The sequence below is a fragment of the Vreelandella sp. 162(4c) genome (assembly GCF_058152265.1).
Genome location: NZ_CM176981.1, coordinates 358,024 through 381,652 on the forward strand (window position 1 = coordinate 358,024; position 23,629 = coordinate 381,652).

The 23,629-nt window shown below is 55.7% G+C and carries 21 protein-coding genes; 4 read left to right on the forward strand and 17 right to left on the reverse strand.

What is annotated here, in order from left to right; genetic code table 11:
* Nucleotides 1-21: 21 nt before the first annotated feature.
* On the reverse strand, nucleotides 22-1,419 hold the full coding sequence (locus tag AC4EYZ_RS01610) for a 23S rRNA (uracil(1939)-C(5))-methyltransferase (protein WP_022523835.1): 1,398 nt from the start codon (nucleotides 1,417-1,419) through the stop codon (nucleotides 22-24).
* Between the two features lie 2 nt (nucleotides 1,420-1,421).
* Complete coding sequence (cysM, locus tag AC4EYZ_RS01615) at nucleotides 1,422-2,330, reverse strand: cysteine synthase CysM (RefSeq protein ID WP_009286444.1); 909 nt, start codon at nucleotides 2,328-2,330, stop codon at nucleotides 1,422-1,424.
* Between the two features lie 91 nt (nucleotides 2,331-2,421).
* Between cysM and AC4EYZ_RS01620 the strand changes: the two genes are divergently transcribed.
* Nucleotides 2,422-5,154: a response regulator gene (locus AC4EYZ_RS01620; protein WP_022523836.1), complete on the forward strand. Its 2,733-nt coding sequence runs from the start codon at nucleotides 2,422-2,424 to the stop codon at nucleotides 5,152-5,154.
* Nucleotides 5,155-5,237: 83 nt separating this feature from the next.
* Here AC4EYZ_RS01620 and acpS read toward each other — a convergent pair whose 3' ends face one another.
* The 12 genes from acpS to rpoE all read right to left on the reverse strand — a co-directional run bounded on the left by acpS (nucleotide 5,238) and on the right by rpoE (nucleotide 16,411).
* Nucleotides 5,238-5,615, reverse strand: coding sequence for a holo-ACP synthase (gene acpS, locus AC4EYZ_RS01625; RefSeq protein WP_022523837.1), 378 nt, complete (start codon nucleotides 5,613-5,615; stop codon nucleotides 5,238-5,240).
* A 33-nt stretch (nucleotides 5,616-5,648) separates the two neighbouring features.
* The gene (gene pdxJ, locus AC4EYZ_RS01630; RefSeq protein WP_022523838.1) at nucleotides 5,649-6,473 is read right to left on the reverse strand and encodes a pyridoxine 5'-phosphate synthase; all 825 of its coding nucleotides are present in this window, start codon (nucleotides 6,471-6,473) and stop codon (nucleotides 5,649-5,651) included.
* A gap of 56 nt (nucleotides 6,474-6,529) precedes the next feature.
* Entirely contained in the window at nucleotides 6,530-7,225 is a 696-nt protein-coding gene (gene recO, locus AC4EYZ_RS01635; RefSeq protein ID WP_022523839.1) for a DNA repair protein RecO, read from the reverse strand.
* A gap of 8 nt (nucleotides 7,226-7,233) precedes the next feature.
* Nucleotides 7,234-8,133, reverse strand: coding sequence for a GTPase Era (gene era / locus AC4EYZ_RS01640; protein WP_009286442.1), 900 nt, complete (start codon nucleotides 8,131-8,133; stop codon nucleotides 7,234-7,236).
* Nucleotides 8,130-8,822 (reverse strand): ribonuclease III, encoded by a 693-nt coding sequence (rnc, locus tag AC4EYZ_RS01645; protein ID WP_009286441.1) that lies wholly within the window; start codon nucleotides 8,820-8,822, stop codon nucleotides 8,130-8,132. Before rnc ends, era begins: the two co-directional genes overlap by 4 nt.
* A 67-nt stretch (nucleotides 8,823-8,889) precedes the next feature.
* Nucleotides 8,890-9,693 carry a signal peptidase I gene (gene lepB, locus AC4EYZ_RS01650; RefSeq protein WP_009286440.1) on the reverse strand — a complete coding sequence of 268 codons (804 nt, stop codon included), beginning with the start codon at nucleotides 9,691-9,693 and terminating at the stop codon, nucleotides 8,890-8,892.
* Nucleotides 9,694-9,708: 15 nt separating this feature from the next.
* Nucleotides 9,709-11,526: a translation elongation factor 4 gene (gene lepA / locus AC4EYZ_RS01655; protein ID WP_022523840.1), complete on the reverse strand. Its 1,818-nt coding sequence runs from the start codon at nucleotides 11,524-11,526 to the stop codon at nucleotides 9,709-9,711.
* Between the two features lie 195 nt (nucleotides 11,527-11,721).
* Nucleotides 11,722-13,134 (reverse strand): DegQ family serine endoprotease, encoded by a 1,413-nt coding sequence (locus AC4EYZ_RS01660; protein ID WP_022523841.1) that lies wholly within the window; start codon nucleotides 13,132-13,134, stop codon nucleotides 11,722-11,724.
* Between the two features lie 81 nt (nucleotides 13,135-13,215).
* Nucleotides 13,216-13,683: a SoxR reducing system RseC family protein gene (locus AC4EYZ_RS01665; protein ID WP_022523842.1), complete on the reverse strand. Its 468-nt coding sequence runs from the start codon at nucleotides 13,681-13,683 to the stop codon at nucleotides 13,216-13,218.
* 1 nt (nucleotide 13,684) lies between these two features.
* Nucleotides 13,685-14,728, reverse strand: a complete 1,044-nt coding sequence (locus AC4EYZ_RS01670) for a MucB/RseB C-terminal domain-containing protein (RefSeq protein ID WP_022523843.1) — start codon at nucleotides 14,726-14,728, stop codon at nucleotides 13,685-13,687.
* A 54-nt stretch (nucleotides 14,729-14,782) separates the two neighbouring features.
* Nucleotides 14,783-15,502: a sigma-E factor negative regulatory protein gene (locus tag AC4EYZ_RS01675; RefSeq protein WP_022523844.1), complete on the reverse strand. Its 720-nt coding sequence runs from the start codon at nucleotides 15,500-15,502 to the stop codon at nucleotides 14,783-14,785.
* A 309-nt stretch (nucleotides 15,503-15,811) separates the two neighbouring features.
* Nucleotides 15,812-16,411 (reverse strand): RNA polymerase sigma factor RpoE, encoded by a 600-nt coding sequence (gene rpoE, locus AC4EYZ_RS01680; RefSeq protein WP_009286436.1) that lies wholly within the window; start codon nucleotides 16,409-16,411, stop codon nucleotides 15,812-15,814.
* A gap of 379 nt (nucleotides 16,412-16,790) precedes the next feature.
* Between rpoE and AC4EYZ_RS01685 the strand changes: the two genes are divergently transcribed.
* Nucleotides 16,791-17,867 (forward strand): 3-deoxy-7-phosphoheptulonate synthase, encoded by a 1,077-nt coding sequence (locus tag AC4EYZ_RS01685; RefSeq protein ID WP_022523845.1) that lies wholly within the window; start codon nucleotides 16,791-16,793, stop codon nucleotides 17,865-17,867.
* 38 nt (nucleotides 17,868-17,905) lie between these two features.
* On the opposite strand, the gene dinG is transcribed toward AC4EYZ_RS01685, so the two are convergent.
* Complete coding sequence (gene dinG, locus AC4EYZ_RS01690; protein ID WP_022523846.1) at nucleotides 17,906-20,035, reverse strand: ATP-dependent DNA helicase DinG; 2,130 nt, start codon at nucleotides 20,033-20,035, stop codon at nucleotides 17,906-17,908.
* A gap of 5 nt (nucleotides 20,036-20,040) precedes the next feature.
* Nucleotides 20,041-21,315 carry an ATP-dependent RNA helicase RhlB gene (gene rhlB / locus AC4EYZ_RS01695; RefSeq protein ID WP_022523847.1) on the reverse strand — a complete coding sequence of 425 codons (1,275 nt, stop codon included), beginning with the start codon at nucleotides 21,313-21,315 and terminating at the stop codon, nucleotides 20,041-20,043.
* A gap of 144 nt (nucleotides 21,316-21,459) precedes the next feature.
* On the opposite strand from rhlB, the gene AC4EYZ_RS01700 reads away from it, so the two are divergent.
* Together AC4EYZ_RS01700 and xthA are read left to right on the forward strand one after the other, a co-directional pair.
* The gene (locus AC4EYZ_RS01700; RefSeq protein ID WP_022523848.1) at nucleotides 21,460-21,717 is read left to right on the forward strand and encodes a hypothetical protein; all 258 of its coding nucleotides are present in this window, start codon (nucleotides 21,460-21,462) and stop codon (nucleotides 21,715-21,717) included.
* Nucleotides 21,717-22,544, forward strand: coding sequence for an exodeoxyribonuclease III (gene xthA, locus AC4EYZ_RS01705; protein ID WP_022523849.1), 828 nt, complete (start codon nucleotides 21,717-21,719; stop codon nucleotides 22,542-22,544). Before AC4EYZ_RS01700 ends, xthA begins: the two co-directional genes overlap by 1 nt.
* Nucleotides 22,545-22,562: 18 nt before the next feature.
* On the opposite strand, the gene AC4EYZ_RS01710 is transcribed toward xthA, so the two are convergent.
* Nucleotides 22,563-23,627, reverse strand: a complete 1,065-nt coding sequence (locus AC4EYZ_RS01710; RefSeq protein WP_022523850.1) for a tetratricopeptide repeat protein — start codon at nucleotides 23,625-23,627, stop codon at nucleotides 22,563-22,565.
* Between the last annotated feature and the right edge of the window lie 2 nt (nucleotides 23,628-23,629).

The window sequence follows — 23,629 nt, forward strand, 5'->3', positions numbered from 1 at the left end:
CTTGATGCGATGGGGAAACGTCTAGTCCCCGTATTCGAACAGCATCAGCGTTTCCATATGCGCAGTGTGAAGGAACATATCCGCCACTGCTACTTGCTTGACCCGGTAACCCGCATGCACAAGATGTGCCGCATCCCGAGCAAGCGTCGCCGGATCACAGGAAATATAGACCACCCTGGGCACCGGGTGATGCGCCAGCGCCTGACAAATAACTTCGGCGCCGCTTCGCGGCGGATCGAGCACAAGCGCATCGCTACCGCCATGAACGGTCAACAGCTCCTTAACGCTGGCAGCGCTGTTTAAATCAGCCTGCTGACCGCTGACCATCAGTTGGTTGCGCTTAGCGTTAATCGCAATGCGCGCCACCATGGCAGGGTTACCTTCCACTGCATAAACCTCAGCACCCGCTGCCGCTATGGGTAGGCTGAAATTACCGATACCAGCAAACAAGTCGAGTAATTTTTGCCCCGGCTTAGGCGCTAACCACTGGATGACCTGGGCGACCATTTGCTGGTTAACCGGGGCGTTGACCTGTAAAAAATCTCCCGGTGCAAAACTTAGGCTAAGCGGTGGTTGGCCGGTAACGGTTAGCGACTCTTCAAGCGCCGGCGCTGCGCCATGCCAGTGCAGTGTGGGTGTTTCTCGCCCCAACCAAGTGCCCAGCGCCACTCCCTGCTGCTGCGCAAAGGCTTGCCAGCGTTCGGCGTCCCCGGTGTGCTCTTTTAACTGACGAACCAACACGACCTGCGCGGTCGCCGTTGCCAATAATTCGATGTGCCCTACCTGGCGCGGCGCCTCTAACGTACCCAGCAGCTCACGCAGAGGTGTTAATAGGCGCTGTAAGGGATCGACCAACACCGGGCAGCGTTCAATATCCACCAGGCGATGGCTATGGGCGGCACGAAAGCCCAGGCGCGTAGTGCCTTGGCTGTCGACTTTGACCCCCAGCCGTGCGCGGCGCCGATAGCCCTGATCGCTGCCTTGAATCGAGCCGATCTCGCTTAGCGTTATACCCTGGCGAGAAAACAGATCGCGCACTACTTCTCGTTTATGGTCGCGCTGGGCATCGACACTTAGGTGCTGCAGATCACAACCGCCACAGTGCCCAAAATGCGGACAAGGCGGCTTGACGCGCAGCTCGGAGGTGGTCAGCAGCGATTTGATATGCGCTTCATCAAAGCGTTTGCGAGTGAGATGAATGGCCACTTCGACCTGCTCACCGGGCAACGCCTTATCAACAAAGACCGTTTTACCGTTGGCTGAGTGGGCAACGCCACGGCCATCGTGCGCTAAGCGCTCAATCACCATAGGAGATGTGTCACCCGTAGCCGCATGACGCGTTTTGCCACCAGGCGTGCCCGCTAGCCCAGAGTGGCCTGACGCGGGCCTGGGCGGCCGCCGTTTTCCCAACATGGCCATGGTTATACTCCTGGGGCAAATAGGCCAGTGGAGAGATAACGATCACCACGGTCGCAGACGATAAACACAATCACCGCATTTTCGGTTTGCTCCGCGATACGTAGCGCGCCCGCGAGACTGCCACCCGATGAGACCCCGGCCAGAATGCCCTCTTCACGGGCCAGACGGCGCATATGCTCTTCGGCCTCTTGTTGGCCAATATCAAGGGTGACATCCACCCGCGGCGCTTCAAAAATAGCCGGCAGGTACGCTTGTGGCCAGCGACGAATGCCGGGAATACTGGCGCCATCGGCGGGCTGCAAACCGACAATCTGAATAGCCGGGTTTTGCTCTTTCAAATAGCGCGACACCCCCATAATGGTGCCCGTGGTGCCCATCGAGCTGACGAAATGCGTCACCTCGCCCCCGGTTTGCTCCCATACTTCGGGACCGGTGGTACGATAGTGGGCCAGCGGGTTATCAGTGTTGGCGAACTGGTTTAGCGGCTTGCCTTCGCCCCTGGCGATCATGCCATCCGCAATATCCCGAGCCTCTTCCATACCGCCCGCTTTGCTGGCGGAAATTAATTTAGCGCCATAGGCCGCCATTGCCTGCTTACGCTCTTCCGAGGCGTTTTCCGGCATAACCAGCACCATCTGGTAGCCCTTAATCGCGGCCGCCATGGCTAGCGCAATACCGGTATTACCTGAGGTCGCCTCAATCAGCGTATCACCGGGGGCTATATCACCTCGGGCTTCTGCTTCATTGATCATTGAGAGCGCGGGGCGGTCTTTAACCGACCCAGCGGGATTATTGCCTTCAAGCTTGGCCAACAGGGTATTGTTACGCCCCGCGCTAATGCGCTTAAGGCGTACCAGGGGCGTGTTGCCAACCACATCTTCTATTGTGGGATAGCCCTTAAGATCGTTCATGAATGTTCCTTATCGTCACCGTTATGCTGCATTATATCGGTGCTGCCTTAGGCTGGACAGGCAACCTCATTGAATCAGCGAGCTTCTTTTCATGTCTTTGAATACCCGACTGCTGTTTGCGTTACTCGGTTTCCCGCTCCTGGTGTACGCCATGATGGCCGTACTGCTGGTTATACAGAGTGATACGCAAGCTCGCGAGGCACACCAAACGCGGTTAGAAAGCGTCGGCGAGCTGCTCGCCCCGAACCTTGCTGCTGCGGTCGCAACGGGTGATGAGCAACGTCTGGAAGCCCTGTCGCGTCAACTCCTTGCTATGAAAGGACTGCGAGCGGTTGCGCTATTTGATGCCCAGGGCGACCGTCTATTATTACTCGGGCAATCCAACCTACCACCGCTAAACGCCCCAGATGATCAGCAATTGATTAAGCAGCAGGATGCATGGCGACTGCGCTTGCCACTGAACCCTCCTCAAACAAGTGTCAGCCAAGCTGGGGACAGCCGCGTTGGCTGGCTAGATATCGAGATGGATACCCGTACGCTAACCCTTGGTCGCTATAAGTTGATTGCCAGCCTTAGCTTGGGTGGCATGCTGCTTGGCCTGCTGCTGTTTTTAGTCGCTTTTGCGATCAGTCGCTATACCACCCGCCCGCTGGAAGAAGCCAACCAAGCCCTTTATCGGCTATCCCGCGGCGACTATCGGCTACATCTGGCGCCCTCTAATGCCACAGAACTCCATCACCTGAGTAGCTATATTAACGCCCTGGCCGAGCACTTTCAGCAAGCCCAGCGGGATATGCAAACGCAAATCGAGCAGGCCACCAGCGAGCTGCAAGAGTCCATGGAAACCATTGAAGAGCAGAATATCAAGCTCGACTTGGCCCACCGCAGCGCGCTGCGGGCTAATGCCGTGAAGTCTGAATTTCTGGCCAATATGAGCCATGAGATCCGCACACCACTAAACGGGATTATCGGTTTTTGCCGGTTACTGGGACGCTCATCACTGGATACGCGCCAGCGGGAGTGGCTGCAGCACGTACACCGCGCTTGCGACAATCTGCTGATGCTGGTTAACGACGTGCTCGACTTTTCCAAACTTGAGGCTAATCGCCTCACCCTGGAAGAGACAGACATCGACATTGTCGCACTGGTCGACGAAGTGGTCGGGCTACACGCCCCTGAAGCCCAGCGCAAGCAACTGCACTTGGTGGCCATGGTATATGACGATGTGCCTACCCCGCTAACCGGTGATCCGCTGCGTATTCATCAGGTATTGAATAACTTGATTGGCAATGCGCTTAAATTCACCCAGCAAGGCGAGGTGATCGTGCGTGTCATGTTGGATAATTTAGAAGGCCAGCATGTGGTGCTTAATCTGAGCGTCAGTGACACCGGCATTGGCCTCAGCGACGCCCACCAGGAGGCTCTCTTCAGCGCCTTTTCCCAAGCAGAACCAAGCCACTCACGGCAATTTGGTGGCAGCGGCCTTGGGCTTACTATCTGCCGCCAATTGATTGAACGCATGGGCGGCGAGATTGGCGTGGAAAGCTCGCTGGGCAAAGGAACCACTTTCTTCTTTACGCTGCCCATGCTGGCTCATAAAGCGGCCGAGCGACCTCCAGAAATTAGCTTGGCCAATCCGACCATTCGCCTATATGAAACTCATGCTCCAACCCGCCATGTACTGGAGCACTTGCTAGAGCGCTGGGAAGCACAACCCATCGCCTTTGATGTCTCCGAGCCAGCGAAATTGCTGATATTGGGGCTTGAGCACAGCGACTTTAGCCCCGAATGGCACGCTCACTGGCAAGCGGTGATTGATCAAACACCCTGCCCCACATTGATTTTAGCCAATGGCAATAGTTTTGACCTGCCGCCACTGCACTTAACCCATGGCGGCGAGACACTCTACAAACCTTTTTCCCGCGCGCAGTTGGTAACGACGCTCAAGCAGCTACTGCTATCTACGCACGTGCCGAATAAGAGCGAACAGGAGCTCCCCGCGTTACCAGCGGCGTCTCAGCCACTCAAACTGCTGATTGTCGATGACAATGCACCCAATCGTGAGCTGCTCAAAAACCTACTTGAAGACCCTGCCCTCCATGTCTCTACGGCGGAAAGCGGCCACCAAGCGTTAGATTTCGCCCGTACCAGTAACGTCGACATGGTGTTAATGGATATTCGTATGCCGGGGATGGATGGCGTACAAACCACCCAAGCATTGCGCCGGTTGAGTAGCACCTGGGCCCGCTGCCCCATTATTGCCGTTACCGCCCACGTGCTCAGCAGTGAACGCCAGCAGTGGCTCGCGGAAGGTCTTGATGACGTGCTGGTAAAACCCATTGACGAAACACAGCTAGCACAGTTGCTCAACCGCTTTTTGGGGGTGACTCATCGGCTGACCGCCAGCACTGCAGAGCCGCCCTATCCACAGCACGACATTAACGCCACCCAGAGGCCACGGGTTAGCCATGCGGCACCGGCCACGCTACCCATTATTGATCTGGAGATTGGCGCACGTTTAGCGGGGGGTAAGGAGCACCTGGCACGAGAGCAGCTAAAACGTCTGATCGACAGCTTGGATGAGAGTGAACAGCATATGCGCGCCGCTTTTGGTCAACAGCATTTGCCCACGCTGCTCGATTGGGTACATGGTCTCAATGGCGCTAGCCGCTACTGCGGTGCGCCCGAGTTGGCCTTACTGGTAGAGACCCTGGAAACTCGCCTACGCACCAGCGGCTTAGACCATGTTGAGGGGCTATTGGAAGACCTTTACCGAGCAATGGCCCGGCTGCGAGCACTGCGCCCGCAACTGGTTAGGCATTGATTGAACAGGCTTCAAGGCGTTGCCCATTAGATGCTTGGAATAAATGACATGAACCCAGCATTGGCTGATCTGGCGGCGAGCTGTTAACGCTCTAACACTACAAAAGCCACCGCATACTCGGCTTCATCGCTCAGGGTAACGTGGCTAGCGGTGACACCCGCCGCTAGCAATAGCCGCTCGGCTTCGCCATTAAGCAGGAAATAGGGCTTACCCAAGGCATCGTTCAACACCTGAATGTCCCCCCACTGCAGTCCTTGGCGCAGGCCTAAACCCAACGCTTTTACAAATGCCTCTTTGGCAGCAAAGCGTTTGGCCAGAAACGCCGCGGGTTGGGCTTTGTGTAGCCAAATCGCCTGCTCATCGGGGCCTAAAATTCGCTCAGCAAAGCGTGGCCCGTGCCGTTTCATGGCCCGCGTAAAACGCTCCACACGGGCAATATCCGAGCCAATTCCCACAATCATCGCCTTAAAAACCTCTGAATAGACAACCTCTGATCAGTACCCGCAACAGCCATTATGAACATGCACAGAGTGGTTTTCATGCTCATGGTCGTGAGCATCGAGAGCCGCCATTAAGCCCGCCTCTTGGCCAGCGATGATCAAGCGTTTCATCTCCTGAACGGCCTCTTTGAGGCCCACAAACAGCGCACGGGCAATAATGGCATGGCCGATATTGAGCTCGTTAACGCCCGGCAGCGCCGCAATCGCTTCAACGTTATGGTAATGCAAACCGTGACCGGCATTGACCACTAAACCCAGCGAGATAGCGTGAGTCGCTGCAGTCGTTAAGCGATGATACTCTGCATTCGCTGCATCGCTACCGGGACGCGCTTCTGCGTAAGCGCCCGTGTGCAGCTCAATCGTCGGTGCACCGGCGCGCTGGGCAGCATCAATCTGCTCCACGTCAGGGTCGATAAACAGGGATACATCGCAACCCGCCGCACTTAGCCGTTGGCAAGCACTGGCAATGGCGTCAAAGCCGCCGACAACGTCAAGACCGCCTTCGGTGGTCAGCTCTTCGCGTTTCTCAGGTACTAAACAGACATGGGCGGGGCGCACTTCTTCAGCCAGTGCCAACATCTCTTCAGTGACAGCCATTTCCAGGTTCATGCGCGTATTAAGCATTTCGGCCAGAATGCGTACATCGCGGGGCTGAATATGACGCCGGTCTTCACGCAAATGCACCGTAATGCCATCGGCACCCGCCTCTTCCGCAACTAATGCCGCCTGCACGGGGTCAGGGTAGCGAGTACCTCGGGCTTGGCGAAGTGTCGCAATATGATCGATATTGACGCCTAACAGTATCCGAGGGGGGTGCATAGTGCCTCCAGCGCAGCGATAAAATAAGAGTTTGTGAACACAAAATTTAAAACAAATCAGGGCCGATGACGACGCCGCGCTAAATCAAGCATCAGTTCCCGTGAACGTAAAACGGTAGTCCCCAGATGGGGCGCAAGCGCCGCGCGCATTACCGCTTTGAGCGCATTGGCAAGCCCTTCATGCTGCCAGTCACCCTGTTCAATGTAACGTAGCGTTCTGCCGTCGAGGCCACGCTCAGCAGGTATGAATGCCCGGCTGGCGGTGTCAAAACGGTAGCGGAGCTGGGGATCCAAAACACTACCCTCTGGTGTCGCAAACTGCGGCGTGGCCTCGAGCGCCTCTAGCAGCGCCCACTCATAGCGGCGCAGCGCCAATGCGCGCTCCGCTGGTGCTGGCAGTGCTTCCAGTAGCGCGGTATAAAACGCGAAAACGTCAGGCGCCGGCAGTTCTAACGGCAGCAGCCGGGTGGCGATCTCATTGGCGTAAAGCCCGCACAGCAACCCCTCCCCGGCCAACAGCGCCGTCTGGCCGCGAGACTCCATCAACGTTAGCCGCTTTAAATCGCGACTGCCCTGCCAGGTCACGAACAGTGGCGTAAACGGCTGCAGGCGTTGGCGCGATTTAGAACCGGGCCTTTGCCCACCATGGGCCACAGCACGCACTCTGCCGTGATCAAGCGTTAATAGATCCACCAGCGCACTGGTTTCACGATAAGGCCGACGGTGGAGTAAAAAAGCCGGCTCTGGCGACATCGCTACCTTCAATCGAGGTCGTAACCCAAGCTTTTCAAGGCGCGCTCGTCATCCGACCAGCCGCGTTTTACTTTCACCCATAAATTGAGCATCACTTTGGTACCCAGGGCGCGCTCCATATCCAGGCGCGCTTCACGACCAATGCTCTTGAGACGATCGCCGTTTTCACCAATTAAAATGACTTTTTGGCCTTGGCGCTCAACGAGAATAAGCGCGCTGATATGCGTTACACGCTCTGTCTCGCGGAACTCTTCAATTTCAACGGTCATCTGGTAAGGCAGCTCATCGCCCAGCTGGCGCATCACTTTTTCACGCACCAGCTCAGCGGCCATAAAGCGCAGGCTTTTATCGGTAATCTGGTCTTCAGGGAAGAAGTGGACACTTTCAGGCAGGTGTTTGGCCACTTCCTCTTCCAGAGTATCGACCTGAGTGCCATGCTTGGCTGAAATCGGCACGATAGCGGCGAAGTCGCGGCGAGCACCGACATCCGCCAGCCAAGGCAGCAAATCGCCCTTTTCGCCCAGACGGTCGACTTTATTAACCGCCAAAATCACCGGCGCTTTTACATGCTCCAGGCGCTTCAACACCGCTTGATCTTCTTCCGTCCAGCGGGTGCGGTCGATAATAAATACTACGCAGTCCACATCACGCAGGGCCTGGGTAGCCGCCTGGTTCATAAAGCGGTTGATCGCTTTATTACGATCCTTGGACATGATGTGCATGCCCGGCGTATCAACATAGATGAACTGCGTCTCATCAACCGTTTTAATACCCATGACCTGGTGGCGCGTGGTTTGTGGTCGCCGTGAGGTAATCGATATTTTCTGCCCCAGAATACGGTTCATGAGGGTCGATTTGCCCACGTTGGGTCGGCCGACGATGGCAACGAATCCGCAGGTTTGGCTCATGATTTATCTCCAGGGCTTTTTTCGAGGTACGACAGCGCTTCTTCTGCCGCCTGCTGTTCAGCATGACGGCGGCTTGGGCCTTTACCAGTGGTATGCTCAGCCAACAGGTCAATGTAGCACTCCACGGTAAAGGTCTGGGCATGCGCCTCGCCCTTTACGCAGACAACTTCATAGCGCGGCAACGCGGCTTGACGCGACTGCAAAAACTCCTGCAACCGTGTTTTGGGATCTTTTTGGGTATCTTGTAAAGAGATATTACCCAGCCTTTCCGCGTACCAGTCCAACACCCGGTTGCGCACCACATCCATCCCAGCATCCAGATAGATAGCGCCAATAATGGCTTCGACCGCATCCGCCAAGATCGATTCACGACGATGCCCGCCACTTTTCATCTCGCCGGAACCTAGCCGCAAGCATTCACCGAACTCCATTTCACGGGCCAGTTCCGCTAGGGTTTGTCCTTTCACCAGTCGCGCGCGCAGGCGCGAAAGCTGTCCTTCACGGGCCTGAGGAAAGCGCTGAAACAGCGCCTCGGCGATGACAAAGTTGACGATGGAGTCACCTAGAAACTCCAGGCGCTCATTGTTACGACCACCGAAGCTGCGGTGGGTCAAGGCCAACTCCAGTAGCGTATCGTCGCCAAAGGTATGACCGATTCGTCGGCAAAAAGCGTTCAAGGAATTACTCACAGCTCTCCTACGTCATTGACGTTAACTAAAGTGACATAACTGACTAAATTCAGCACACGCAGCGTCTTCATTCAATGCGCCGCACGCTGGTAAAACTTGGCAACCCGCCATCCCAGTGCATCCACACCGCAAAGGCGCGGCCCACAATGTTCTCTTCCGGCACGAAGCCCCAATAGCGGCTGTCGTTGGAGTGGTCACGGTTGTCCCCCATCATGAAATAGTGCCCTTCAGGAACCTCCACTTCACGCATTTGCGGGCCAGGGTCTCGCGGGTTGTTATAAATAAAGTGCTCGGTGTCGCCAAGGCGCTCTTCTAACAATAGCTGCTGGGGCGAACCATCGGGCCCATCCTCGATCAGCTCTTTGGCCACCGGTTCGCCGTTAACGTAAAGCTGCTTTCCCTCATAGCGGATATGATCCCCTGGCATACCGACCACCCGCTTGATGAAGTTCACCGAAGGCTCGTCGGGGAAACGAAACACCATCACATCGCCACGCTCAGGATCATCGACTTCGAGAAAGCGGGTGTTGACTACCGGTAAGCGTAAGCCGTAGGCAAATTTGTTGACCAGAATAAAGTCACCCACTTCAAGCGTAGGCCGCATTGAGCCAGAGGGGATCTGAAAAGGCTCAATGATAAAACTACGCACCACCAGCACCACCAGCAGCACCGGGAAAAATGAACGGGCGTAGTCAACCGGCCACGGCTCTTTAAGTAGCTTTTCGCTGGTAACTGGATCCAGCCCTTCCTGGGTATTGGCCTCTGCGGCGGCGAAGCGTTGGCGGCGCTTGGGCTTTAATAGCCACACGTCCAACAGGTAAATAACGCCCGAAAGCGCAACGGCAAGTACCAGCAGTAATGAAAAATCCATGAGTGGTGTTCTTTCCTAGTCGTTAACCTTGAGCACAGCAAGGAAGGCATCCTGGGGAATTTCCACACGCCCCACCTGTTTCATGCGTTTCTTACCCGCTTTCTGTTTCTCGAGCAGTTTCTTCTTACGGCTGACATCGCCGCCGTAACACTTGGCCGTCACGTTTTTGCGCAGCGCTTTCACGGTGGAACGTGCCACCACTTGACCACCAATAGCCGCCTGAATCGCCACATCAAACATCTGCCGTGGAATCAGCTCTTTCATTTTTTCCACTAACAAACGACCACGATGGTGGGCGTGATCACGGTGGATAATCACCGCTAGAGCGTCAACTTTGTCGCCATTAATAAGTACGTCAAGACGCACCAACTTGGCCATTTCAAAACGCTCGAAGTTGTACTCTAGCGAAGCGTACCCCTTGGAGATCGACTTCAGGCGGTCAAAGAAGTCCATAACCACTTCGGACATGGGCAATTCATAGGCCAACTGGATTTGGTTACCCAGAAACTGCATATCCAGTTGCGTGCCTCGGCGCTGCTCACACTCGGTGATCACGTTACCCACATACTCCTGGGGAACCAGAATGCTGGCGCGCACCACTGGCTCACGCATTTCATCCACGTCAGCCATATCGGGAAGCTTTGAGGGGTTGGAGACGTAGGTGACGTCGCCATTTTTCATCGCTAGTTCATAGACAACCGTGGGAGCGGTAGTGAGCAGATCGATATTATACTCACGCTCCAGACGCTCCTGGACGATCTCCATGTGCAGCGTGCCCAGAAACCCCACCCGGAAGCCAAAGCCAAGGGCATCAGAATTTTCCGGTTCATAGGCAAGCGAGGCATCGTTAAGCGCCAGCTTCTCTAGCGCATCACGAAAGTCTTCATAATCATCCGCACTGACCGGGAACATACCGGCATACACCTGCGGTTTTACTTTTTGGAAGCCAGGCAGACGCGCGACATCTGGCGTCTTGGTGTGGGTAATGGTATCGCCCACCGGTGCGCCGTGGATTTCTTTGATACCCGCGACAATAAAGCCGACTTCCCCGGCACGCAGAATCCCGGTCTGCTTACGCTGCGGGGTGAAAATCCCCACCTCAGTGGTGCCCCAATCGCGGCCCGTCGATTTAATACGGATCTTATCGCCTTTGCGCAGCGTGCCATCAAACAGACGAACCAACGAAACTACACCAAGGTAGTTATCAAACCAAGAGTCGATAATGAGCGCTTGCAGCGGCGCTTCCGGGTCGCCCTTGGGCGGCGGAATATCGCGCACCAAGCGCTCTAGCAAGGCATCAATGCCCAAGCCACTTTTGGCCGAGACCTGGCAGGCGTCGGTGGCATCCAGGCCGATAATCTCTTCAATCTCCTGGGAAACCTTGTCGCAATCCGCCTGAGGCAAATCGATTTTGTTGAGTACCGGCAGAACTTCTAGTCCCTGTTCGATAGCGGTATAACAGTTGGCCACCGATTGCGCCTCTACCCCTTGTGCGGCATCGACAACCAGCAACGCCCCTTCACAAGCGTAGAGCGAACGCGACACTTCATAAGAGAAGTCAACATGCCCAGGCGTATCGATAAAGTTCAGCTGGTAAACCTGGCCATCGGCGGCGGTGTAATCCAGCGTAACCGACTGCGCCTTAATCGTGATGCCTCTCTCGCGCTCGATATCCATGGAGTCGAGCACTTGCTCTTTTAGCTCACGCTCGGTTAATCCTTCGCAGGTCTGAATCAAACGATCAGAGAGCGTCGATTTACCGTGGTCGATGTGGGCGATAATAGAGAAATTGCGTATGTGCTTAAGCTTTCCGTTGGGAACGTCTTGGGACATCGAGTCTGTTCTGCCTTAGTGGTACGCAAGCGGCCGCATAAACAGGCCGCTTCGAGAGTTCAAAGCTCGAAAACAGCTGCCGTTTAAAAATAAGGGCCATTTCCGACAAAAAGATATCCGCTATTGTAGCGATATGCGCAGGCTAGGAACAGCGGTCCGGCGAGAACCGCCGGACCAGGAGTGAAAATAGGCGGGTTATTCCAGACGCAGCGCTACAAACAGGGAACGTCCGTCGCGGAACAGACGAACTGGAATAGCGCGATCAGTCGGCAACGCCTCGACAATCTCTACCAGCTCAGCTGAGGAGGAAACGCTGCGGTGATCAATACTCACTAACACATCGCCTGGGCGAATGCCGGCCTCAGCAGCCACGCTGCCAGACTCAACCTGACGAACGATCACACCGCCGGGAACATTCAGTTGCTCGCGCATGGTGTCATCAATTTCAGCGACCATTACGCCAAGACGCGCTTGGTTATTGCTGCCTGCCTGTGCCGACTGCTGCTCAGTGTCTGGCCAACTACCTAACTCGACAGACTCGGTCAGTTCTTCACCGTCACGCATCAAGGTGAGCTCCACCTCGGTGCCTGGCGCGCCTTTACCGATCAGTCGCGGCAGCGAGCTTGAGCGCTCAACCTCTTCACCATTGACCTCAAGAATGACATCGCCCGCCTGGAGTCCACCCTGGGCCGCTGGGCCTTCTGGATCAAGATCGGCAATCAAGGCGCCAATCGCATTCTCCATACCGAACGACTCGGCCAGATCATCAGACACAGGCTGAATCATGACGCCCAACCAACCACGGTCTACCCGACCGCCTTCACGCAGTTGCTCGGCCACATCCATGGCAACGTTAATGGGAATGGCAAACGAGACGCCCATAAAGCCGCCGCTACGGGTAAATATTTGCGAGTTGATTCCCACAACTTCGCCGTCTAAGTTGAACAGCGGGCCACCGGAGTTGCCGGGATTGATTGCCACATCGGTTTGAATAAAGGGCACATATGCATCCCGCGGCAAGGTGCGATTAATCGCACTGACGATACCCGCAGTGACCGAGTGGTCGAAACCGAAAGGAGAGCCAATCGCGGCAACCCACTCACCTACTTTTAGCTCGTCAGAGTCACCTAGATTGAGCGTAGGCAGATCATTGGCATCAATTTTGAGTACTGCCACGTCGGTTTGTGGGTCGCTACCAACCACTTCTGCTCTCAATTCGCGGCGATCATTGAGCCGCACAAGGATCTCATCGGCATCTTGCACCACGTGCGCGTTGGTCATTACATAACCATCTTCACTGATGACGAACCCCGAGCCTAGAGACTGTCGCTCTTCTGTGCGTCCCTGACCATTACTGGGGGGCGCTGGAAAGCTATCCCCAAAGAAATGGCGGAAAATCTCGGGGATTTCCTGACCACCGAACCCGCCAAAACCGGGCGCGCTGCTGCGCTGAACCGTTCGACTGGTTGAGATGTTCACCACCCCAGGGGCAGCGTCTTCAACTAATGCGGTGAAATCAGGCAAATTCTGAGCGCTGGCGGCTTGGCCAAACGTCAGCAATGCCACCACACAAACCCAAAGCGTGGAAGGGAGAATCAAGCGCTTCATGCAAGAGCTCCTACTTAATGTGATAGTAAGCGAAGGTATATAAACAACTCACGGCGAGACACCGGAGAACTCATTAACAAACTAATTGACCAAGCGTGGGCGAAAGCGTTCCCCACGCCCGCGCATTAGACATTTAATACTTAGCGCACCGGCCATCAAAGCAATAAAAAAGCCCAGGGGCGCCAGCCAAATCGTAGTACTAACGAGCGCGACCAGCCCGGATAGCAACAGCGCAAGCAGTAGCGGCAGCCCATAAACACAAAAAGCCAGCAACGTGACAGAGGCACGCGGCAGGCTGATAATGACTTGGCTTCCTAACGGATAGTTGCGCTCGGCGTTATCTGTTTTGGAGGGAACCGCTACGGCAATGCGTTGGCTGCGCTGGCGCGCCAGCAATCCGACCCCGCACCCTCTCCCTTGAGCACACTGCTCGCAGTTCTGCTGGGCGGCAATTTCAACGATTACTCCCTGGGAGGTGTAATCGACAACCGTGCCAGTACGAAGCAGAGAAGTGCCAAGTAAAGAGCCACAGGGCGCGGAGGTCGTCATTTTATCTACTCACCTCATCGACGCTTTCTTGAGATTGGTCTTCTAGCAGGTCGAAAGTGATTGAGCGAACAATACGCTGCAGCGTTGCTACGGGCAGCTCACCAATGGCCACCAACTGCCAGCGCCCTTCAGCGGTGATGGTGTGCTCAATGGCGACGGCCGAGACACCCAACTGCTGCACACCTTCCTGCAAGGCAATGGTTGCTTCAGATGCAAGAGGCTCTACAAAGATACTCACGGTGGCCAAACCATCACTGTAAACACGCTGATGCACATCGTCGCCGGCAAAAGTAACCGGTTGCGCAACAAAGCCGTCGGGTAACCAAGTGGTATGCCAAGGCGTGTTGAGGATAACGGTGGGCGAGCCCACTCGTACGCGGCCGGTATATTTTTGGGGCGATTGGAGCTGGGTAATTTGGAAGGTTTCAATGATCCTGCCTTGCTGATCACTGAGTACATGCTTAAGGAGTAGGCCGGTATCTCGATCTAACCACCACTGATGGGAAAAACGCCATTGATCCCGAGGCTCGAAAATAAGTTTAACGGCATCGCGACCGGCTACCCGAGCATCATCCTCAAGCTCAATAGCGTAATATTTCTCAAGATGAGCCGCCCACCCTGCAGGAGTAGGCATCTCCCCATTACTATGCTCTTCAGTCCAAGCCAGTCGACCCACCGGCGAGCGCCGCTCAATACTCACGGAAGGACCGTCTAGGTACTGAACCACCTGCTGCCGAATGCCATTCTGGATGCGATGCGACAGCGCCAGCGTGCGAACATCAATAGCATCAATCGCCACCGCCCTGGCTTGGAAGGCATAACAGTGGCTAGCCCACAAACCACGCTCAAGCCACTGCGTGGCATTACTGGGCTGCTCTTCGGATTCCGCCGCGCACTCGTAGCCAGCATGACGAACCGGTTGGCTAACGTCGGACGAGCTATTGGCGTTTTCTGCATGCACTTGAAAAGAGAGCGTACCAACTACTGCTGCCAGTACCCAGGCACGCTTTAATCGCCAGGGCACGATCATGTTGCGCACTCCCATCCCGCGCACTCCCTACTCACTTAACAGGCTTCGTCAAAAAGAACGTCATTCAGCTTAGCGCTGACCTAATGGTTCAGTCACTGCAGATGAACGCATTAATGGCATCCAACTATCACCACTGCCGTAAGCAGCGCTCTGAGTATGCTGCTCTAAATAAGATTGCAGCAAGCCAATCTGATCTACATCAATATTGGTTCCCTGGGAAGCAGTCACTCCCTGAGGCGTCTGCGCTGAAAACCCAGTTTCACTAATATTCATCAGACCGCCCTGACCCGACTGACCGCTAAGCCGAAACGGCGTAGGCTCAAACATGGGCATATCAGCACGTGAGGCTACTGCCGACTGAGAGGCCAAATTGACGGGCTGTACCTGATTAGCGCCAGGTGCGGTCGTTGCCATGTCACCACTGCCCTGGCCAACGGGTGAGTCGTTGCCAAAGAACTGAACGCCGGTGATCACCATCAGTGACACTGCAGCAGCAACGCCAGCGCCGCGGGCGAACGAAATACCACCCGTACGGTGAGCTACAGGCTCGGCACCTTGTGTCATTGGAGCAGGCTCTTCGCGCAGTCTGGCCATAATGCCAGCGGAGAGATCAACGCTTACATCAACGCCCTGCTCCCGCTGCATCATGCTGCGGGCAAGGTGATATCGGCGCCATGTATCTGCGGCATCGTCATCATTAGGCAGTGCCTTCAACACTCGGCGAAGCTCAAGCTCATCACTCTCGCCATCCATTAACACCGAAAGTGATTCCCGTGTGTTTTGACTCATACTTCACACCCTCACACTGTTTAAAAGAAGTACTGGGGTGATGGCTTGCGTTATACGCACCACCACTCCGACGACTTCCAAGGCCAAGACTCAGTTCAGGCTAATTAAATGAGCAAAACTCATTAGCCTGCGACGCTAAGCTCATGACACTTTGCACATTGATATATCAGCGATTGACACACCAGCGTGCTCATCAAGATAGTCAGGCTTTATGACGCCTTACATGCCAGACAGTTCACAAAAAATAAAACCTTTATTTTTAAGGCTGACATCCTATAACGCTCATATCGCCTCCCCCCACTACGACCACTACCCTTCGCGACTGTTCCGCGCGGTCGATACTAATGGGCGGATATGTTCATCAACCGCCTCGCGGGCGCGGAAAATTCGTGAACGCACGGTTCCCACAGGGCACTGCATGACCTGAGCAATATCTTCATAAGCAAGACCATCCAGTTCACGCAGGGTGATCGCCGTGCGCAGATCATCCGGCAAATTTTCGATTGCCTGATAAACCGCGGCTTCGAGCTGATCTCTGGCAATCGCCGCTTCCGGTGACTCGGAATCTGCCAGTCGACCGCTTTGATCAATGATTTCAGCGTCGACAATATCCATATCACTTCCCGGCGGGCGCCTTCCCCGCGAGACCAGATAGTTTTTCGCCGTGTTAATCGCGATGCGATACATCCAGGTGTAAAACGCACTTTCTGAGCGAAATTTACCCAAGGCGCGATACGCCTTAATAAATGCCTCCTGGGCTACATCCTGAACTTCAGAGTGATCATGAACATAACGACCAATCAGGCCGATAATTTTGTGCTGGTACTTCTTCACCAGCAGATCGAAAGCGCGCGTATCACCTTTTTGGGCACGTTCAACAAGCTGTTGGTCTGTTTCCCGAGTGCCCATTCACACGCTCCTCCAGCTCGTACGGCATGCGCCGAGCCCAATTCCTATTAGCCCTGACAAATGGGCGTTCACAGCAAGCAGCATAGCGTCCCTTGGGCATTGATTAATAATAGAGTGAATAAAAGAGCGAATACGTCGCCCGAGTAAATTGCTGCATTATTATAACGGTACTAAATTTTAACGACAGGGCTCCCAGTGTTGCGCGTTCCGCGCAACGCATCAAGCGCTTACCGCCTTTCGCAAAAACCGTGCGGCTGACACTTTTAATGCCGCTATAGTTCCGCAGCAATTGATTTTTACCTGCCCGGCGAGCGATAGTATGTGCCACTTTTATCGCCCCCTTACTTTTTCAGTCATTACGCAAAGCACAGGTAGCAAGATGCCAGAACAGCAGGTTAATAACCTTAACGTCCTCGCTCAAGACGTTCTCACCACGCCAGAAGCGCTCAAGAATGCCGTGCCGTTAACGGAGGCGGCAGAGCGCACCGTGATCGAAGGTCGCCAAACCATTCAGAACATCCTGGATGGCAATGACCCGCGACTGTTGGTAGTGGTCGGTCCATGCTCAATCCACGATGTGGAAGCCGCCCTCGACTATGCCCGCCGCCTTCGTGAGCTGGCTGACCAGGTCAGCGATAGCCTGTATATCGTGATGCGTGTCTATTTTGAAAAACCGCGCACAACGGTCGGCTGGAAAGGCCTGATCAACGACCCGCACCTCAACGACTCCTTTGAGATCGATGAGGGTCTGCATATCGCCCGTAAATTGCTGGTCGATCTGGCCGAAATGGGCTTACCGCTAGCCACAGAAGCACTGGATCCCATTTCTCCCCAATACCTGCAGGACTGCATCAGCTGGTCAGCGATTGGCGCCCGTACCACCGAGTCCCAGACCCACCGGGAAATGGCTTCCGGCCTTTCCTGCCCGGTCGGCTTTAAAAACGGTACCGACGGCAGCCTGGACGTGGCGATTAACGCGCTTCAGTCCGTGGCCAGCCCGCACAATTTCCTGGGCATTAACCAAGCGGGCCAGGTAGCCATTATTCGCACCCGCGGCAACGCCTACGGCCACGTCGTTCTACGCGGTGGCAACGGCAAGCCCAACTACGACAGTGTAAGCGTTGCCCTGGCGGAGAAAGAGCTCGAAAAAGCCAAGCTCTCACCCAACATAATGATCGACTGCTCCCACGCCAACTCCAACAAAGACGCTGCGCTACAGCCATTGGTGCTGGAAAACGTCACCAACCAGATTTTGGAAGGCAACACTTCCATTATCGGCCTGATGGTTGAATCCAACATTGGCTGGGGTAATCAAAAACTTACCCAAGACCTTAGCCAACTGCAGTATGGTGTCTCCATTACCGATGCCTGCATCGACTGGGATACCACGGTGGAGACCTTCAGCCGCATGAACGATAAACTTGCCGCCACACTGGCCAAGCGCATCGTCAAGTAAGTCAACAACCCCGCTACGGCGGGGTTTTTCATGACGTTCTAGCGACTAATCTCACGCCGAAATGGCGGCAGTGCATCCAGCAGTGCTTGTCCGTAGCGGCGGGTAATCACCCGCTTATCCAGCAAGGTGATCGTCCCACGATCGCTCTCTTTGCGAATCAAGCGCCCACAGGCTTGCACCAGCTTAATAGACGCATCGGGCACGCTAATGCGCATAAACGCATTACCGCCCTGGCTTTCTATCCACTCCGCTAACGTAGCACCCACTGGGTCGTCGGGTACCGCAAAGGGTAACCGCGTAATCACCACGTGCGTCAAATAGTCGCCGGGAAGATCGATACCCTCAGCAAAGCTCGCCAAGCCAAAGATGATACTGCCCTCGCCCCTATCCACCGCTGCCCGATGGCGCTCGATAAGCTCTCGCTTAGGCAGCGCATCCTGAGCGAGCACGCGCTCCTTCACACTCGCTGGCAACGCTTTATCCACCGCACGCAGCTGGGCGCGGGAAGAGAACAGCACCAGCGCCGCCTCTTGGTCGGCCAACTGCGAGACAAACGTCACAATCGCCCGTTCATGGGCCTCCCTGTCGCCAGGGTCAGTGGCCTCTTTAGGCACGCGCAGCACGGCATTGGCGTAATCAAAGGGGCTCGGCAGCGCCTGATAGCGGTAGCGATTCGCCAAGCCTGCACGCTCTTGCAGGCGTTCAAAGCGCCCCAGCGCAGTCAACGTTGCCGAGGTGACCACCGCCCCATGGCAACGCCCCCATAAATGCTTGGCCAGGGTATGTGCGGCTGAAACGGGGCTAGCCGAAAACTCAACTTCCGGCTCCCCCGCTACACGGCTTAGGGTAATCCAGCGAGCGCTGGGCGCCTCATTAGCAACATCCTGCTCACTGAATGCCTGCCACAATGCATGCGCCTCTAACGCCCGCCCATGAAGCAACGCAACGAGCGGCAGCCAGGTTTCTGCCTGCTCACGATCGAGGCCGGTCTGTTTATCGGGATCAAGGCTTTCGCGCAGAATATCGCTGATACTCTCGAGGCAGCGCGACAGTGAAGCAAACATCACCAATAGCTGCTGCGCCTGTTCCCGCAGGGCATCGGGCACTTGGCCCTTCTCAAAACGCGATTGATGGGTGGCCTCTTCGTCAGCCAAACCGTTTGGCCGCTCCGCCAACTGATGCCCCATACTAAACACGTCGCCCAGTGCGGGCTCCAGGTTATGAATCAGCTCTGGCAAGCTAACCAAAAGCCGCGACACCGTTGGCTGAATAGCCAACGCCTGGTGAAGGTCGGTCAAACTGCTTCTCAGCGTTTTCAGCCAACGCAAGCAGCCGTGTACCGCAAAGCGGTGGGCAAAGTGGGAAAGCGCCTTCTCGGGCAGGTGGTGGCCTTCGTCGAAGACAAAGATGCAGTCCGCTGGGTCGGGCAGAATAGCGCCGCCGCCCAAGGCCAAGTCAGCCAGCACAAGGTCGTGGTTGGCGACGATAACGTCAGCATTCTCAAGCTCTCGGCGGGAACGGAAAAACGCGCAGGCACCGAAGTGCCCACAGCGCCTCCCCGTGCACTGGCGATGGTCAACCGTCAGCCGCCGCCAGTGGGCATCCTCAATCGCCTCAGGCCAATTATCACGATCCCCTTCCCATTCGCCCTGACCGTAAGCTTGCGCCATATCACTGGCAATCACGGTGAAGTCGCTACTTTGTGTTTGCAGCGACTGCTCAAACAGCGATAGCGTCGGGTTGGGTTCAGTACCTTCGAGCGCCTGATCCAGACGTGCCACGCACACATAGCGGCCACGCCCTTTGGCTAATGCGTAGCGAAACGCAATGCCGCTATGACTGGCCAGCGAGGGTAGATCCTGATTCAGCACCTGCTCCTGAAGAGCAACCGTGGCCGTGGAAATAATCAGCCGCTTGCCCCGCGCTTTCGCGATCGGCAAGGCGGCGATCAGATAGGCCAGTGTTTTGCCGGTACCAGTACCCGCTTCAAGCACACAGACATGGGTATCGCTGGTGCGCTTACCCTCGTCGTCGCTCTCTATATTACCCAGCGTCCGGGCGATTTCGGCGATCATCATGCGCTGACCGTAGCGTGGGGTCAGCTCAAGGGTGTCCACCACGCGACGGTAAGCGTCTTGAATCTCACTTTTGAGGGCTGTATCGAGCATGCGGCTTAGAGCATACCTTCCGGCGGATGCACGCAGGGCAGCTTGTCGTTGATATAGCGTTCGATCTCCGGCAGCGAGAAGGCATCCTCTTCGCCGACGAAGCTAATCGACACACCCTTAGCACCAGCGCGACCGGTACGACCGATACGGTGTACGTAGTCTTCCGGATCTTCCGGCAGGGTGTAGTTGATGACGTGACTAACGTCTTCAATGTGGATCCCACGGCCAGCCACGTCGGTGGCGACCAATACCTGAATCTCGCCTTCGCGGAAGCTTTCCAGGGTTTTAATACGCTGATTCTGAGGCACATCGCCCGACAGCATCGCCGCACTGACACCGGCTTTTTTGAGCAGATCGTCAAGCTTGCGAACTAAATCGCGACGGTTACCAAAGACCATCACACGCTCAAAGCTCTCTTGCTGAAGCAAATTAACCAGCAAGCGCTGCTTGTCGTCATCAGACACCAGATACACACGCTGATCTATATCCGCCTGATTCTCAACGGTGACTTCGATCTCAACGTGGGCAGGATCAAGCGTCCATTGACTGGCGAGATTCAAGATGTCGTCGGTAAAGGTGGCCGAGAAGAGGAAGGTCTGGCGCTCCTCTTTTTTCGGCGTGTAGCGAATAATCCGCTTCACATCGGGGATAAAGCCCATCGACAACATGCGGTCGGCTTCATCTAACACCAAAACTTCGACTTCATTGAGGTCGATATCGCGCTTCTGATGGAAATCCAACAGACGCCCAGGTGTTGCCACCAGGATATCGATCTTGCTGCCCAGGCTGTCACGCTGTTTTTGGTAGTCCATACCACCGACCACACTCGCCACATTGAGCTGCGTGAAACGCGCTAACGCTTTAGCATCTTTTTCGATCTGCAGCGCCAGCTCGCGGGTGGGCGCAATAATTAAGGCACGCGGAGCCCCCGGCTTTTGACCATTGGGTGTTGGCTCTTCCAGGAAGTAGGCCATCACAGAGATCAAAAAGGCTGCGGTTTTACCGGTTCCCGTTTGCGCTTTGCCGACAATGTCGCCACCTAATAGCGTCTGGCGCAGGGCCTCCGCTTGAATAGGTGTGCAGTACTCAAACCCCTGGGCATGAATAGCGCGCATTAAGGGCAGCGGCAGATCAAAGTCATGAAAGCGCCACTTACCGGCCACGGCGGGCACCTGAAACTGACGAAGATCCCAGTTCGACTGGCGACGACGCGGTTTACGGCGGCGACGTTTTGGCTTGCGATTCTGGGCCGGGGCTGTGGTCTGTTCCGACTCGCTCATAGGCTGTCTATCTGTCCATTGCTGTGGAAGTTGGCTTCTTGACGTGCGCATTGTACCAGGGCTTGGCGATAAGAGCGCGTCCTGCTGTCGAAGGAGTCCCAAGGCCTGTTAGAATAGCCGTCAAATCGACGTAAGGAGCGCGACATGACGCGTAAGAAAAAAACTCGTTCACTGGCCGATAAGGTGACAATCCGTACCGGCCGGCGGAAAGATTATAAAAAATGGCGCCACGACAATCCCGACCAAGTGGCCCCTTCGCGCCGTTTTGTAGCGAAAAAGCAGCAGCAGCGCAAACTGCAGGCGGTGAGAAAACTCGCTCGCCAGCAGAGCGGGCAGGATATTGCTATACACCCTGACAAATCGAGCAGCGACGCTAGCAAACCTAAGGGGGACGACTCGTAATGCGCTTGGTCTCGTTCAACATTAATGGCATTCGAGCACGACTTCACCAGTTACAGGCGTTGATCGACACTCAGCAGCCGGACGTAATTGGGCTGCAGGAAACCAAGGTACAGGACAGCGAGTTCCCGCTTGCCGACGTAGAAGCCATGGGCTACCACGTTTTTTATCACGGCCAAAAAGGCCATTACGGCGTAGCTTTAATGTGCCGTCAGGCGCCCGAAGAGATTTTTTACGGCTTCCCCGATGATGAGGAAGACGCTCAGCGCCGCATGATCGGCGTTCGTCTGATCGCAGAGAACGGAGAAGCCGTGACGGTATGGAACGGCTATTTTCCTCAGGGCGAAAACGTTACTCACCCGACCAAATTCCCCCATAAAGAGCGCTTTTATGGCCAACTAGCGCGATTGCTCAACGAACAGCACCGTCCCGACGAGCGGCTGGCGATCATGGGCGACTTTAATATCTCGCCGGAAGATCAGGACATTGGCATTGGCGACGCTAACCGCAAGCGCTGGCTGCGTGAAGGCAAAACCAGCTTTCAACCCATTGAGCGCGAATGGCTCGAAGGCATTAAAGCCTGGGGGCTTACCGACAGCTATCGCCTCTGCTACCCGCAAAGCGATGACCGTTTTAGCTGGTTTGACTACCGCTCAAAAGGGTTTAATCAGGAGCCCAAGCGCGGCCTGCGTATCGACTATATTCTAGTCACCAAGGCGCTAGCCGATCAGATTACTGCCGCTGGCATCGACTATGACCTGCGTGGTATGGAACGCCCCTCTGATCACGCGCCTACCTGGAGCGACTTCGCTCTCACGCTTAAGGCGTAGTTTTCTACGCAGTCTTTTCTAGTCAAAGCTGGCCAGCCATTGCTCCGCCTCATCGTCACCTAGCGACGAGGCGCGGGCAAAAGCTTGTTTCGCTTGCCCATCCTCACCCCAGGCGTAAGCGAGTTGACCATAGGCTCGCCAGTCGGCGGCAGCTTGCGTATGCAGCGCTAAGGTGTGCCAGGCATTCAGGGCCTTCTCAACGTCTTTAGCCTGCCGCCAAGCGTTGGCAAGCAAACGCAGATGGGACTCATCGCGAACGATATCGCCCTCATTCAGCGCCCGCTCTAGGTGTTCTGCCGCTCTAGCGGGGGTTCCGCCGGCGAGATGGAGTTGAATCAACAGCCAGAAATCTTCCTGCTCGGTCAACTTACCTAATTGCCACCCGGCCTCCCACAAACCAGCGGCAACCCCTGACTGCCCAGCCTGCTGGGCAAGCCCGGCGGCTTGGCGCCAATCTGCGGGGTCGCTTTGCGCATTCAAGTCATCTAGCAGCCAGCCCAATGCCTGATCGCCTTGCCCGGCATTGCGATACACAGCAAGCGCCAGAGCCTGCTGTACTTCGTTGGGCTCTGGCGTCTCATTAAGTGCTTGCTCAAGCCAGCCAGCGGCTTCTTCCCAACGCTCCTGTTGCGCCAGCAGGCGGGTTAGCTGCCAGGTAGTATCACTATCTTGCTGATTGGCTAACCACTCACTGAGTAGCTCAATGGCCTGATCACGCTGGCCAGCAGCACGGCGCAGTGAGGCCTCCTCACGTAGCCAACGGGCTGCTTGGACACTATCCACACCGTTTAAGCCACGGGCAATCGCCAGCCGATCCGCTGCCGCAGCGTGCTGATCCTGACGCGCCAAGGCACCTGCCGCTAACTGTTGATAGAGCGCACTGGCCCACTGATCCGATTGGTTGCCGGATGCCAACCGCTCAGCCTGGGCCGTTGCCCGCTCAACGACCTGAGGCAACGCGCCCTCTTTTAACTGGCTTTGCAGCGCATTGAGGTCAGCAATCACATCACCTTGTAGCGCAGGGCTGGCCTGTGACGAAAGAGGCCAAACGCTGAGTAATAGAATGCATAAAAGACGCTTCATAC